This window comes from Mesorhizobium sp. M0998 (genome assembly GCF_040318885.1).
Lineage (GTDB): Bacteria > Pseudomonadota > Alphaproteobacteria > Rhizobiales > Rhizobiaceae > Mesorhizobium.
The window spans coordinates 132,498-145,833 of the sequence record NZ_JAMYND010000010.1; the positions used below are offsets into that span (position 1 = coordinate 132,498).

At 63.1% G+C, this 13,336-nt stretch carries 11 protein-coding genes; 5 read left to right on the forward strand and 6 right to left on the reverse strand.

Translation table 11 applies throughout. The features are described from left to right. Positions 1-9 precede the first annotated feature (9 nt). The 3 genes from lysA to argH all read right to left on the reverse strand — a co-directional run bounded on the left by lysA (position 10) and on the right by argH (position 2,972). Positions 10-1,278, reverse strand: coding sequence for a diaminopimelate decarboxylase (lysA, locus tag NKH59_RS12370; RefSeq protein WP_352540189.1), 1,269 nt, complete (start codon positions 1,276-1,278; stop codon positions 10-12). A gap of 15 nt (positions 1,279-1,293) precedes the next feature. Then, a complete protein-coding gene (locus NKH59_RS12375; RefSeq protein WP_023677931.1) occupies positions 1,294-1,500 on the reverse strand; it encodes a hypothetical protein in 207 nt (68 codons plus the stop codon). Positions 1,501-1,571: 71 nt separating this feature from the next. Beyond that, positions 1,572-2,972 carry an argininosuccinate lyase gene (argH, locus tag NKH59_RS12380; protein WP_353022102.1) on the reverse strand — a complete coding sequence of 467 codons (1,401 nt, stop codon included), beginning with the start codon at positions 2,970-2,972 and terminating at the stop codon, positions 1,572-1,574. Positions 2,973-3,007: 35 nt separating this feature from the next. Here argH and tlpA point away from each other — a divergent pair, with 35 nt between their 5' ends. Beyond that, positions 3,008-3,691: a thiol:disulfide interchange protein TlpA gene (tlpA, locus tag NKH59_RS12385; RefSeq protein WP_352489427.1), complete on the forward strand. Its 684-nt coding sequence runs from the start codon at positions 3,008-3,010 to the stop codon at positions 3,689-3,691. Positions 3,692-3,693: 2 nt separating this feature from the next. Here the strand turns inward: tlpA and NKH59_RS12390 are convergent, their stop codons facing one another. Continuing rightward, positions 3,694-6,126 carry a bifunctional diguanylate cyclase/phosphodiesterase gene (locus NKH59_RS12390; RefSeq protein ID WP_353022105.1) on the reverse strand — a complete coding sequence of 811 codons (2,433 nt, stop codon included), beginning with the start codon at positions 6,124-6,126 and terminating at the stop codon, positions 3,694-3,696. A 297-nt stretch (positions 6,127-6,423) separates the two neighbouring features. Between NKH59_RS12390 and ugpB the strand changes: the two genes are divergently transcribed. The 4 genes from ugpB to ugpC all read left to right on the forward strand — a co-directional run bounded on the left by ugpB (position 6,424) and on the right by ugpC (position 10,632). After that, positions 6,424-7,734: a sn-glycerol-3-phosphate ABC transporter substrate-binding protein UgpB gene (gene ugpB, locus NKH59_RS12395; protein ID WP_353022106.1), complete on the forward strand. Its 1,311-nt coding sequence runs from the start codon at positions 6,424-6,426 to the stop codon at positions 7,732-7,734. An 81-nt stretch (positions 7,735-7,815) separates the two neighbouring features. Then, the gene (ugpA, locus tag NKH59_RS12400; RefSeq protein WP_353022131.1) at positions 7,816-8,700 is read left to right on the forward strand and encodes a sn-glycerol-3-phosphate ABC transporter permease UgpA; all 885 of its coding nucleotides are present in this window, start codon (positions 7,816-7,818) and stop codon (positions 8,698-8,700) included. An 8-nt stretch (positions 8,701-8,708) separates the two neighbouring features. Then, the gene (gene ugpE / locus NKH59_RS12405) at positions 8,709-9,557 is read left to right on the forward strand and encodes a sn-glycerol-3-phosphate ABC transporter permease UgpE (RefSeq protein WP_352616000.1); all 849 of its coding nucleotides are present in this window, start codon (positions 8,709-8,711) and stop codon (positions 9,555-9,557) included. 7 nt (positions 9,558-9,564) lie between these two features. Further along, positions 9,565-10,632: a sn-glycerol-3-phosphate ABC transporter ATP-binding protein UgpC gene (ugpC, locus tag NKH59_RS12410; RefSeq protein WP_352452447.1), complete on the forward strand. Its 1,068-nt coding sequence runs from the start codon at positions 9,565-9,567 to the stop codon at positions 10,630-10,632. Positions 10,633-10,654: 22 nt separating this feature from the next. Here ugpC and NKH59_RS12415 read toward each other — a convergent pair whose 3' ends face one another. Further along, entirely contained in the window at positions 10,655-11,737 is a 1,083-nt protein-coding gene (locus NKH59_RS12415; RefSeq protein ID WP_023677939.1) for an ABC transporter ATP-binding protein, read from the reverse strand. Continuing rightward, entirely contained in the window at positions 11,734-13,317 is a 1,584-nt protein-coding gene (locus tag NKH59_RS12420) for an ABC transporter permease (protein WP_352540184.1), read from the reverse strand. The genes NKH59_RS12415 and NKH59_RS12420 overlap by 4 nt, the downstream gene beginning before the upstream one ends. Between the last annotated feature and the right edge of the window lie 19 nt (positions 13,318-13,336).

Below are 13,336 nucleotides of genomic sequence, written 5' to 3' on the forward strand. Positions count from 1 at the left end.
TGCAGAGTTCTACTCCAACCAGTCCGGCACCGAGTCCAGTCCGATCAGCTCGTCATAGGTCTGGCGCGGACGCACAACGTGGAAGCGGTCGCCGTCGACCAGCACTTCCGGTACCAGCAGCCTGGTATTGTAGGTGCCGGCCTGAACGGCGCCATAGGCGCCGGCGGTGGAGACAGCGATCAGGTCGCCGGATTTCAGCCGGGGCAGGTCACGGTCGAGCCCGAGATAGTCGCCGGTCTCGCAAACCGGGCCGACGACGTCGACCTTCATGCGTGGTGCAGCGGCCGGCTGCTGCGCCACCGGCTTGATGTCGTGAAAAGCGTCGTAAAGCGTCGGCCGGATCAGGTCGTTCATCGCGGCGTCGACGATGAGGAAGTTCTTGGCGTCGCCCTCCTTCACGAAGATTACTTCCGACACCAGGATGCCGGCATTCCCGACGATCAGCCGGCCTGGCTCGAACATTACCTTCAGCCCAAGTTTGGCAACATGTTTCCTGACGATCCGGGCATAGGCATCGGGCAAAGGCGGCGGGTTGTTGTCGACGCGGTAGGGAATGCCAAGGCCGCCGCCGACATCGATGTGCTCGATGGCATGACCGTCGGAGCGCAAGGCGCCGACCAGCTCCACCAGCAGCGCAAAGGCGTCGTCGAAGGGCTGCAATTCGGTGATCTGGCTGCCGATATGGGTGTCTATGCCGGTGACCTTGATGCCCGGCAGCTCAGCCGCGCGCGCATAGACCTTCCGCGCATGCTGCCACGGAATGCCGAACTTGTTCTCGGCCTTCCCAGTCGAAATCTTCTTGTGCGTCCTGGCGTCGACATCCGGATTGATGCGCAGCGAGATCGGCGCGATCTTGCCCAGCGCGGTGGCGCGGGCCGACAGCAACTCCAGCTCCGGTTCGGATTCGACGTTGAAGCAGAGAATGCCGGCCGAGAGCGCAGAATCCATTTCGCGCGCGGTCTTGCCGACGCCCGAAAACAGGATCTTGCTTGCCGGGATGCCGGCCGCCAAAGCGCGGCGCAATTCGCCCTCCGAGACCACGTCGGCGCCGGCGCCGAGCCTTGCCAGCACCCTCAGCACGGCCTGGTTGGAATTCGCCTTCATGGCATAGCAGACGAGAGCATCGAGCCCGGCAAAGGCCTCGGTGAAGACGCGAAAATGCCTGGTCAGCGTCGCCGTCGAATAACAGTAGAACGGCGTGCCGACGCTGGCGGCGATGTCTGATATCGCCACGTCCTCGGCATGCAGCGCGCCGTCGCGGTAGTCGAAATGGTTCACGAGATTGGTCCGAAATCAGAGCAGCGGGTCGAGGATGAATTTCTTGTCCTCGACAGGTTTTTCCGGCTCCGGCGGCAAAGGTTGCTTGGCCTTCTCGGCGTCCTTGCGGGCCTGCACGGCTGCCGCGTACGGCGTGTCGAGCGCAGCCTTCCTGCCGCAGGCCGCAACGGTGGCCATTGCCGCCAGCAGCGTCAGCGTCACCAAAATCCTGCTTCCGGTCATCGTGCCATCCGTCCGAAACTGTTACCCGCAGCCGCTTCTAGCCGAGTTTTGCGGCCATTGCACCCCGCGTCTTACGCCTTGGCGAGCCGCTTTTTCCAGTAGCGGATCTGCTTGCGCACCTCGGACGGCGCGGTGCCGCCGAAGCTCGTGCGGCTCTTTACAGAATTCTGCACGGCAAGAACCGAAAACACGTCGGCGCTGATACCGGGGTGAATGGACTGCAGATCCTCCAGCGAAAGCCTGTCGAGCCCGACCTTCTTCTCCTCGGCTAGCGCCACCGCCCGGCCAGTGATATGGTGCGCCTCGCGGAACGGCAGGCCGAGCGTGCGCACCAGCCAGTCGGCGAGGTCGGTCGCAGTCGAATAGCCGGCGCCGGCCGCCTTCTTCATCGCGGCAGTGTTCACCGTCATATCGCGCACCATGCCGGTCATCGCCGCCAGCATCAGGTCGAGCGTCTCTGCCGCGTCGAAGACCGATTCCTTATCTTCCTGCATGTCCTTGCCATAGGTCAGCGGCATGCCCTTCATCACCGTCAGCAGACCGACGAGATGGCCGGTGACACGGCCGGTCTTGCCGCGCACCAGTTCGGCAGCGTCGGGATTCTTCTTCTGCGGCATGATCGACGAACCCGTCGAGAAACTATCCGACAGCCTGACGAAGCCGAATTGCGGCGTCGACCAGATGATGATCTCTTCGGCCAGCCGCGACAGATGCGTCGCACAGATCGCCGCCAAGCCCAGGAACTCGAGCGCGAAATCGCGGTCCGAAACACTGTCGAGCGAATTGCGCATCGGCTCGCGGAAGCCAAGCGCCTTCGCCGTCTGGTGCCGATCGATGGGAAAGCTGGTGCCGGCGAGGGCCGCGGCGCCGAGCGGGCTTTCATCCATCCGCTCAATCGCATCGCGGGCACGCGACAGGTCGCGCGCAAACATCTCGACATAGGCCATGCAGTGGTGGCCGAAGGTCACCGGCTGCGCCGCCTGCATGTGGGTGAAGCCCGGCATCACTGTTGCCGCATGCTCCTCGGCCCGATCCAGGAACGCCGTGATCAGGCCCTTCAGCGCCTCGGTGACGCGAAAGCACTCGTCCTTGACCCACAGCCTGAGGTCGACCGCCACCTGGTCGTTGCGCGAGCGGGCGGTATGCAGGCGGCCAGCGGCGGGGCCGATCAGCTCGGCCAGACGGGCCTCGACATTCATGTGGATGTCTTCCAGCCTGGTCGAAAACTCAAATGTACCAGCCTCGATCTCTGCCAGGATCGTGTTCAGCCCGTGAGCGATTTTCTCTTGGTCGGCCGCCGAAATAATGCCCGTTTGCGCCAGCATCTGGCTATGGGCGATCGAGCCGCGAATATCTTGCGCATAGAGTTTGCGGTCGAACGAGATCGACGCGTTGATCGCTTCCATGATTGCGGCCGGACCCGAGGCAAAACGTCCGCCCCACATCTGGTTGCTGGCCTTCTTGTCATTCATCGCTATAACCCGTGCTCCGGAGCAGTTTTTGAAAAATGGCAGACGGCAATAGATTTTTCCCGGCTTTGCGTCTCATCCTCGCCGCTTTGGTTGCGGGCGTGCTGGCCGGCGCGGTCGCGGTATATGTCAGGGAAAGCAGTTCTGGCAACAAGGCGCCCGCGCAAGTGGCCGCCGGCGGCGGCAAGGACGACGTCGCCTGCGCCGCCAAGACCGACCGTGCCAAGAAGATCGCCGCCGCTGCCACCGGCCAGGTTGCCGCGCTTTTGCCGGCGGATCCGCCGCAATCGCTGAAAAGCCTTGCCTTCAACGGCCCCGACGGCAAGCCGACGACGATCGCCGATCATGCCGGCAAGACGGTGCTGCTCAATCTGTGGGCGACATGGTGCGCACCTTGCCGCGCCGAAATGCCGGCGCTCGATGCGCTGCAGACGGAGATGGGCAGCGATGCGTTTCAGGTTGTTGCCGTCAACGTCGATGCCGGCGACGATGCCAAACCGAAGAAGTTCCTGGAGGACACCGGCGTCAAGTCGCTCGGCTACTATCGCGATGCCACGATGGCGCTGTTCAACGACGTCAAGACGCGCGGCCTGGCGCTCGGTCTGCCGGTCACCATGCTGATCGATGGGCAAGGCTGCCTGATCGCCCATATGAATGGCCCGGCCGAATGGTCGGGGCCGGATGCCAAGCGTCTGGTCGAGGCGGCGCTTCAGCCGGGATAGGCTCAGACCGTGCGCAGGCGCGGCTTGAGCACAGCAATGCTTGCGCCGCGTCGGCTGGCGGTGCGGATTGCCGGAGCGGCCACGCCCGTCAGTTCCCCGAATGTCTCGATCGGAGCCGGTTTGCCGAGATAGTAGCCTTGCCCGATCTCGCAAGCCTCGGCGTCCAGGAACTGCAATTCACCCGGCGTCTCGATGCCTTCTGCCAGAACCGGTAGGCCGAGACCGCGTCCAAGCCCCAGCACGGCGCGAACGATCGCCGCGAACTGGGCGTTCTTGTCGACCGATTTGATGAACGACCCGTCGATCTTGATCTTGTCGAAGGGAAAGGCGCTGAGGTTGGACAGCGAAGAATAGCCGGTGCCAAAATCGTCCATCGCCACATGCACGCCAAGCGCCTTGACCTGCCTCAAGGTTGCCAGCGCGCGCGGCATGTCCTTCACCAGGGCCGTTTCGGTGATCTCCAGTTCGAGCCTGCCGGGGGCCAGGCCGGATCTCGTCAATGCGTCGTGCACCTTGCGGCTGAAATTCGGATTGTGAAGTTGCACGGCGGAGACGTTGACGGCGACCATCAGCGGGTTTGTCCAGCGAACAGCATCGTTACAAGCCGTCGTCAGCACCCAGTCGCCGATCTGCGCGATAGCGCCACTGTCCTCGGCCACCGGGATGAAAACGGCCGGAGAAATGTCACCCCGCTCAGGGTGCTGCCAACGGACCAGGGCTTCGAAGCCGATCATCCTGCCGCCGCGGATCTCCTTCTGCGGCTGATAGAAGAGGTGGAACTCCTTGCGGGCGATCGCCTGGCGCAATTCATGCTCCATCACGCGCTTGTCGCGGGCCGCGGTGCCCATGGCCATCTCGAAAAACCGATAAGTGTCCCTGCCTTCGGTTTTGGCGCGATGGAGTGCCGTGTCGGCATGGCTGATCAGGCCGGCCTGGTCTTCGGCATCCAGCGGAAAGAAGGCAATGCCGATGCTGGCCGAGACGAGGCCGGAGCCGACCGAAACCCTGTTTTCCTCCCGGATCGCCGCCAGCAAGTCCTCGGCTATCCGGCCTGCGGCCAGGGGGTCGGGGAGGTTCGGAGCTATGATGGCAAATTCATCGCCGCCGAGACGCGCGAGCATCTGTCCGTTGCGCGGGATGCCGGAAATGCAGTGCGCCAGCTTCTGCAGCATAGCATCGCCGGCGCTGTGGCCGTAGAGGTCGTTGACTTGCTTGAACCGGTCGAGGTCAAGCAGCAGGAGCGCCAGATATCCATCCTTGCCGCCACGATCCATCGACGCGAATTCTGCTTCCAGCCGGGAAGAAAAGCTCCGCCGATTGGCAAGCCCGGTAAGCGGATCGAAATGCGCGAGGCGGAGGATCTCTTGTTCTGCCTTCTTGCGCTCACGGATGTCGCGAACGGCAAGCACCGTATGAGGCCTGCCGCAGTAGGTGATTCTCCTGGCGATCAGCTCGACAGGAATTCTCGCGCCGTCGCTGCCCCTTAACTTCGCTTCCTGCGCCTGTTCGCCGAAGCCGGACATATCGGCTGCGCTCTGTCCGTCGAAAAGCTCGCCGAATTGCATCGTGTTCAGGGTGGCTGTCGCTGTTCCGGTCAGCTTCGCCATACTGTCATTGGCGCTGACAATGCGGGTGCCATCGCAAACGATCAGACCTTCCACCGCCGCATTGGCGAGATCGTGCATGCGATCGGCCTCGAGCTTCTGGCGGCGAAAGCGCAGGTCGATCCACAGCGCGGCACCCGATAGCACAAGGATTATCAGGCTGGCGACCGCTGCGGCAAAGGCCTGGGAAATGGGCTCGATGGAATGTTCGGATATTTCAATCGAGGAATCCGGAATGATCGACACCGCAGCCATCGCGATGAAATGCAAGCTGCAAATCGCCAGCGTCAAAAGCGCGGCGCCGCCGAAAGTCGCGAGCGCTGACGGACGGCGCAAGACGACAAGGAGCGCCAGTGCCGCGAGGGTCACGCCGGCCAGAAGCGATATCGCGACAAGGAGCAGGTTCCATGCGACCCGGCCTTCGACCTCGAAAGCTGCCATGCCGATGTAGTGCATCGTCGCGATGGCGCCGCCCAGAATGGCGCCACCGACGAGGAAATGGTCGATGCCGCGGCGCAAGGTGGCGACCCACATCCCAAGCGCGGTCATGATAATGGCGGCGGCAAGCGAAAAGGCGGATAATCCCGGATTGTATGCATTCGGTATTCCCGGCGTAAACGCGGTCATGGCGATGAAATGCGTCGCCCATATGCCGAACCCGGTCGAGGCCGCGGCGATCATCAGCCAGACAAGCCGGTTTCGCTCGGTCGATCGGCCGACATGCTTAAGGAGATTAACCGCCGAGAAGCAAGAAATTCCACAGATGAGTGCGGCAAGCGCAACCAGTCTCGGATCGTGCTGACTTACAATACAATTATAGACCGTCAGCATCCTGGTTCACTCGGTCTGCCAAAATTAACAGGGGAGGTGTGACGGATTAGCTCTTGGAGATTTTAACGAATGGTTAACCCGTGGGCCATGAGGCGGGTCTTTTCGGGGGAAAACCGACGCCGCTGCGCCCAAAAAGACGGTGATGTGATTTCTGGCGCCCGGTTTCAGTAGCGAGTGCACTTTAGGAAGGAATGATGTTCATTGATCCGCAATAAAACCGTTGTCCGATTGTCATCAGCGCCACATATTGGCTTTGCGGAAGTGCCCCTTTCGCCAATGACAAACGGGAGATGAAACATGAAGTTCTTCGGCTTTGCGGCCGGTATCGCCGCCACCGTGACCCTGCTTTCCACCACCTCCGCCTTCGCCGTCACGCAGATCAGCTGGTGGCACGCCATGACCGGCGCCAACGCCGAGGTCGTCGCCAAGATCTCCAAGGATTTCAACGCCAGCCAGAGCGACTATGAGCTCGTTCCGGTGTTCAAGGGCACCTATCCGGAGACGCTGAATGCCGGCATCGCTGCCTTTCGTGCCGGGCAAGCGCCCGATATCCTCCAGGTGTTCGACGTCGGCACCGGCGTGATGATGGCGGCCGAGGGTGCGATAAAGCCGGTGGCCGATGTGATGACCGGCGCCGGGATGACTTTCGACAAGAGCCAGTATCTGCCCGGCATCGTCGGCTATTATTCGAAGCCGGACGGCACCATGCTATCGTTCCCCTACAACTCTTCCTCGCCGATCCTCTATTACAACAAGGACATCTTCCAGAAGGCAGGCCTCGACGTGAACAATCCGCCCAAGACGTGGAACGAGGTGTGGGAAGCTGCCAAGAAGATCAAGACGAGCGGCGCCGCCCCTTGCGGCTATACCTCGACCTGGCTGACCTGGATCCACCTGGAGAATTTCGCGGCGTGGAATGACGTGCCTTGGGCCACCCAGCAGAATGGCCTGGCCGGCGGTGATGTCGAACTCAAGATCAATGCGCCGATTTTCGTCAACCACTTCCAGGCGCTCGCTGACCTGGCCAAGGACGGCACGTTCAAATATGGCGGGCGCACCTCCGAAGCCAAGCAGATATTCCTCGCCGGCGAATGCGGCATCTTCACCGAATCGTCGGGCGGCCTCGGCGATATCGTCAAGTCCGGCATGAACTATGGCATCGGCCAGCTTCCTTACGACAGTGACGCCAAGGGTGCCCCGCAGAACACGACGCCGGGCGGTGCCAGCCTGTGGGTGTTCGGCAACAAGTCGGACGAGGAATACAAGGGCGTCGCGGCCTTCTTTGCCTATCTGTCCAAGACCGATGTGCAGGAATATCTGCACCAGAAGTCGGGATACCTGCCTGTGACGCTCGCCGCGTATGAGGCGACGAAGAAATCAGGCTTCTATGACAAGAACCCCGGCCGCGAGACACCCATCCTGCAGATGATCGGCAAGTCGCCGACCGACAATTCGAAGGGCGTGCGCCTGCCGAATCTGCCGCAGGTGCGCGATATCCAGAACGAGGAGCTGGAGAAAATGCTGGCCGGCCAGCAAACCGCCCAGCAGGCGCTCGACAATGCGGTCGCGCGCGGCAACGCCGCGATCAAGGAAGCCCTGGACAATTAACGAGATTAGCTCGTTTAGTCGGTTGGAATATCGCCCACGCGAGCTCGCGCGGGCGATACCTGGATAGCGAGGGAAATCAGCCTGTCTCCACGCGTCGTCTTTCCCAACAAGATCCTGCCCTACCTGCTGGTGGCGCCACAACTCGCCATCACCCTGGTTTTCTTCTACTGGCCGGCCGGTCAGGCGCTTTACCAGTCCATGCTCAGGCAAGACCCGTTCGGGCTGAAGAGCAGGTTCGTCTGGTTGGCCAATTTCCGGAAGGTGCTGGCCGATCCGGCCTACCTCAACTCGATCAAGGTCACAGTAGTGTTCTCTCTTGCGACCGCGACCGTTGCCATGGTTGTGGCCCTGCTGCTCGCGGTCATGGCCGAGAAGGCCGTGCGCGGCAAAGGCCTCTACCGCACACTGTTGATATGGCCTTACGCCGTGGCGCCGGCGATTGCCGGCATGCTTTGGCTTTTCCTGTTCAATCCCTCGATCGGCTCGTTGGCCTATTTGCTGAGAAGCCTCGGCGTCGTATGGGACCCGCTGCTCAACGGCACCCACGCCATGATCCTGCTGGTGTCGGCTGCTGCCTGGAAGCAGATCAGCTACAACTTCCTGTTCTTCGTCGCCGGCCTGCAGGCGGTGCCGAAAACGCTGATCGAAGCGGCGGCCATGGACGGCGCCGGCGAAACCAAGCGCTTCTGGACCATCGTCTTCCCGCTGCTTGCGCCGACAACCTTTTTCCTGCTGGTCGTCAACACCGTCTATGCCCTGTTCGACACGTTCGGCATCGTTCATGCCGTCACCGGCGGCGGGCCGGGCAAGACGACAGAGACGCTGGTCTACAAGGTCTACAATGACGGCTTCGTCAATCTGATCCTGGGCGACTCGGCGGCGCAGTCGGTCATCCTGATGGCCATCGTCATCGCGCTCACAGCAATCCAGTTCCGCTATGTGGAACGCAAAGTCCACTACGGCTGAGGGCAGCGATGATCGGCCAGTCCCCGCTCCGCACCTTCATCGCCCATGCCGTGCTCATCCTCGGCATAGTGATCGTGGCTTTTCCGATCTACTACACCTTCGTTGCCTCGACGCACACGCTGCAAACGATCCTCAGGCCGCCCCTGCCGCTCTTGCCCGGCGGCCAGCTATGGAACAATTACAGCGAGGCGCTATTCGGCGGCATCGGTCGTATCGGCGGGGTCAGCGTCGGCAGGCTGCTGCTCAACACCACGATCATGGCGCTCGGCGTTGCGGTGGGAAAGATCTTCATCTCGATCCTGTCGGCCTACGCGATCGTGTTCTTTCGCTTTCCGCTGCGCATGACCTTCTTCTGGCTGATCTTCATCACCTTGATGCTTCCAGTCGAGGTGCGCATCCTGCCGACCTACAAGGTGATGGTCGATCTTGGCATGATCGACACCTATGCCGGCCTGATCGTCCCGCTGATCGCCTCGGCCACCGCAACGCTGCTGTTTCGCCAGTTCTTCATGACCATACCGGGCGAATTGGTCGAGGCGGCGCGTGTCGACGGTGCCGGGCCATGGCGCTTCTTTTTCGATATTCTGGTGCCGCTGTCGCGGACAAACATCGCCGCGCTGTTCGTGATCCTCTTCATCTATGGCTGGACGCAGTATCTTTGGCCGCTGCTCGTCACCAACAGCAACGACATGAACACCATCGTCATCGCGCTGAGAAAGATGGTTTCCTTCGCCGATGCCGACACCCAATGGCACCTCGTGATGGTCACGGCAATGCTGGCCATCGTGCCGCCGATCCTGGTGGTCGTGCTGATGCAACGCTGGTTCGTGCGCGGTCTGGTCGAATCCGAAAAGTGAGAAGCCGATGGCGACCGTGGATCTGAAGGATGTCAGGAAAATCTATCCCAGCGGCGTCGAGGCCGTGAAGGGCGTTTCCATCGCCATTCCCGACAAGGAGCTTTGCGTGCTGGTCGGCCCGTCCGGCTGCGGCAAGTCTACGCTGCTGAGGATGATCGCCGGGCTGGAGACGATTTCTGCCGGTACAGTCGCCATTGACGGCAAGGTGGTCAACGCCATTGGCCCGACCGAGCGCGACATCGCCATGGTGTTCCAGAACTACGCGCTCTACCCACATATGAAGGTCTATGACAACATGGCCTATGGCCTGCGCAACCGCGGCACGCCGAATGACGAGATCGACAGCAGGGTACGCTCGACTGCCAAGGTGCTGGAGCTTTCGGCGCTGCTCGACCGGCGCCCGCGCGAGCTTTCCGGCGGTCAGCGCCAGCGCGTCGCCATGGGTCGCGCCATCGTGCGCAACCCGAAGGTCTTCCTGTTCGACGAACCGCTGTCCAACCTCGATGCGAAATTGCGCGGGCAGATGCGCATCGAGATCAAGAATCTGCAGCGCTCGCTTGGCGTCACCTCGGTTTATGTCACGCACGACCAGCTTGAGGCGATGACGCTGGCCGACATCCTCGTCGTCATGAACGCCGGCCTGGTCGAGCAGACCGGCGCGCCGCTTGATGTGTACGAGAAACCGGCCTCGACCTTCGTCGCTTCGTTCATAGGCGCACCGCCGATGAATCTGCTGGCGCTCACAGGGGCCTCCCCAAGCTCGGTATTGGCGGACGGTACTGTGATTGGCTTGGCGCCTCGACAGGGCAAGGCAGTGACGCTAGGCTTTCGTCCGGAGGACGCCGACATCACCTTCGCGGCAGAGGCGCCGGCCGGCGCGCTCGCGCTGCCGGCAACAGTGGAAGCGGTCGAACCGGTCGGTGCCGAAAGCTTTCTCCATTGCGTGGCAGCCGGCAGCCGCATCGTCGTGCGCGTCTCAGGCCGCGCCAGCGCCAAGCCAGGCGACCAATTGCGCGTCGTGGCCAGGTCCGAAAAGCTGCATTGGTTCGATCAGGCGGGCAAACGGGTCGATTGAAGTCGGCCTTGCGCAAAACCGTTCAGGCAAACACATGCGCCTTGCCCGACACGGTCAGCCGGACGATCTCGCCGATCGCCGGCGCGTCCATGCCCGGCTTGCGCAGGATCAACGGCGTATTGCCGATAGCGGCGGCGTCGGGCGGATCGGGGCTGTTCAACAGACGCACCGCGATGGTGCACATCGAGCCGGCGAACTCCGATTCTGTCACCTCGCCGAACAGCATGTCCGGCGTGCCGGACATGCCTTCACGCGATGTGCGCTTAAGCAACACCTGCTCCGGCCGCAGCATGATGCGGGCGACGTCGCGCCGCTCCGAGCTGTCGACAGCGATGCGGCCGAGCGGCGAGATGGCGAAGCCATCGGCGATCCTTGCCGGCAGGACGATGGCGTCGCCAAGGAACTCGGCGACCATCCTGTCCTTCGGCTTGAAATAGAGCTCGCGCGGCGTGCCGACCTGCGAGAATTTGCCGTCGCGCATCACCGCGACCTGGCTGGCGAATGACAGTGCCTCGGCCTGGTCGTGGGTGACCAGGATGGTGGTGATGCCGGCGGTTTCAAGGAGCTCGGCCACGGCCTTGCGCATCGAGGCGCGCAGGCCGGTGTCGAGCGCCGAGAACGGCTCGTCGAGCAGCATCAGCCGCGGCTTCATGGCCATAGCGCGGGCGAGCGCGACGCGCTGCTGCTGGCCACCGGAGAGTTCGTGCGGACGGCGCTTCAGGATACCTTTGTCCAGCCCGACGACATAGGCGAGCTCGGCGATGCGCTCACTGCGCTTTTCCTCGTGACGGCCCATGCCGAAGCCGATATTGGCGGCGATGCTCAGATGCGGGAATAGAGCGCCGTCCTGCGCCACCAGCCCGATGCCGCGGCGATGCGCCGGCACGGCCGTGTCGCCATCGGCCAGCACCTCGCCATCAAGCACGATGCGGCCCTGGTCCGGCGCCTCGAAGCCGGCGATCAGCCGCAGCAAGGTGGTCTTGCCGCAACCGGACGGCCCGACGATTGCCGTACGGCTGCCGCTGGCCACGCTGAGGTCGACGCCGGCAAGTGCTGCGACGGGCCCGTAGTGCTTGTGGATGCCGCTCAGCTCGAGAAAGCTCATCGCCCGGCCATCCGCTTCGACTGGACGTAGAGCAACCAGGTCAAAGGCAGCGACATCGCCACCATGATCAGGGCATAAGGCGCCGCCGACGCATAGTCGATCTCGCCGCTATAGGACCAGAACGCCATGGCCAGCGTGCGGGTGCCGTTGGGCGCCAGCATCTGGGTTGCGGTCAATTCGTTCATGATACCCAGCGCGACCAACGCCATGCCGGCTGCGGCGCCCGGCGCCGACAGGCGGATGGTCGTCGACCACAGCGCCTTGAGCGGCGACCGGCCGAGGCTGGAGGCGGCGCGTTCGAGCTCGACCGGCGCCTGTGCGATCGACGCCCTGAGGCTAATCAGGGCGCGCGGCAGGAACATCAGCGCATAGGCGACCAGGATGGTGAACAGGGTCTGGTAGAGCGACATGGCGATACGCACGGCGATGGTGACCAGCGCCAGGGCGATGACAACGCCGGGCAACGCGCCGACGATATAGTTGCAGCCCTCCAGGACGCGTTGCAGCCGCCCCGGCGCGCGGATCGAAATCCACGCCATCGGCATTGCCGCGACGGTGGCAAGCAGCGCGCCGGCAATTGCTAGGAACAGCGTTTGGCCAAGCGCCAGGCCGATCTCGTCGAGCCGCCAGACATCGGCGCCGCCGGCCATGAGCCAGCGGCCGATAGTGGCGAACGGCACGCCGAGCGCCAGCAGCGTGGTAATGGCAGGCAGCAGCAGGCAAGGAATGGTGGCGCGCCCAAGGCCCGTGCGCTGCTGCTGGCGCGCAGCACCCGAACCGACGCGGGCATAGCGCTCCTCGCCGCGCACCAGCACCTCCAGCCCGAGCAGCACAAGGCAGCAGGTCACCAGCACGCCGGCCAGCATGTTGGCGGCGGGACCGTTGAAGGTCGACTGGAACTGGTCGACGATCGCGGTGGTGAAGGTGTCGAAGCGGATGAAGACATAGAGCCCGTATTCGGCCAGGAGATGCAGGCCGACCAGCAGGGAGCCGCCGCAAATAGCGAGCCGGAGCTGCGGCAGCACGACACGCCTGAACACACGCCACGGGCCGAGACCAAGGGCTGCCGCTGCATCCTCGAGAGCGGGATCGAGCCGGCGCAATGCCGCCGCCACCGGCAGATAAAGGAAGGGGAAATAGGCGATGACCGACACAAGCACGCCGGCCCACAGGCCGTGCAGTCTGGGCACCATGGTGACCCAGGCGTAACTGTGGACGAAGGCCGGAATGGCGAGCGGCGCCACCGACAGCCAGGCCCATAGGCGGGCACCCGGCAGATCGCTGCGCTCGGTCAGCCAGGCCAGCGTGACCGACAGCACGATCGAGATCGGCACCGCCAGCACCACCAGCAGGCTGGTGTTGACCAGAAGCTCGCCGACGCGCGGCCTGAACACCAGCGCCGCCACCGTTTCCCAGCCGGTCTGCACCGCCACCCAGACGATGAAGGCAAGCGGCAGCAGCGCGAAAAGCGAGACAAAGACGGCAGCCAACGCAATCCATGAGACCGACCAACGACGTGCCCGCACGGCCGTGGCGTCGGCCGGCAAGCCTGGGCGTGCGAGATCGATCGCGGATTGCATCAGATCAGACGTTGCGCCA

What these genes read in the sequence shown, in the direction of transcription:
- NKH59_RS12375 (WP_023677931.1), bottom strand. Translation starts at nt 1,500, where the DNA reads ATGACCGGAAGCAGGATTTTGGTGACGCTGACGCTGCTGGCGGCAATG.
- argH (WP_353022102.1), bottom strand. Translation starts at nt 2,972, where the DNA reads ATGAATGACAAGAAGGCCAGCAACCAGATGTGGGGCGGACGTTTTGCC.
- tlpA (WP_352489427.1), top strand. Translation starts at nt 3,008, where the DNA reads ATGGCAGACGGCAATAGATTTTTCCCGGCTTTGCGTCTCATCCTCGCC.
- NKH59_RS12390 (WP_353022105.1), bottom strand. Translation starts at nt 6,126, where the DNA reads ATGCTGACGGTCTATAATTGTATTGTAAGTCAGCACGATCCGAGACTG.
- ugpB (WP_353022106.1), top strand. Translation starts at nt 6,424, where the DNA reads ATGAAGTTCTTCGGCTTTGCGGCCGGTATCGCCGCCACCGTGACCCTG.
- ugpE (WP_352616000.1), top strand. Translation starts at nt 8,709, where the DNA reads ATGATCGGCCAGTCCCCGCTCCGCACCTTCATCGCCCATGCCGTGCTC.
- ugpC (WP_352452447.1), top strand. Translation starts at nt 9,565, where the DNA reads ATGGCGACCGTGGATCTGAAGGATGTCAGGAAAATCTATCCCAGCGGC.
- NKH59_RS12415 (WP_023677939.1), bottom strand. Translation starts at nt 11,737, where the DNA reads ATGAGCTTTCTCGAGCTGAGCGGCATCCACAAGCACTACGGGCCCGTC.
- NKH59_RS12420 (WP_352540184.1), bottom strand. Translation starts at nt 13,317, where the DNA reads ATGCAATCCGCGATCGATCTCGCACGCCCAGGCTTGCCGGCCGACGCC.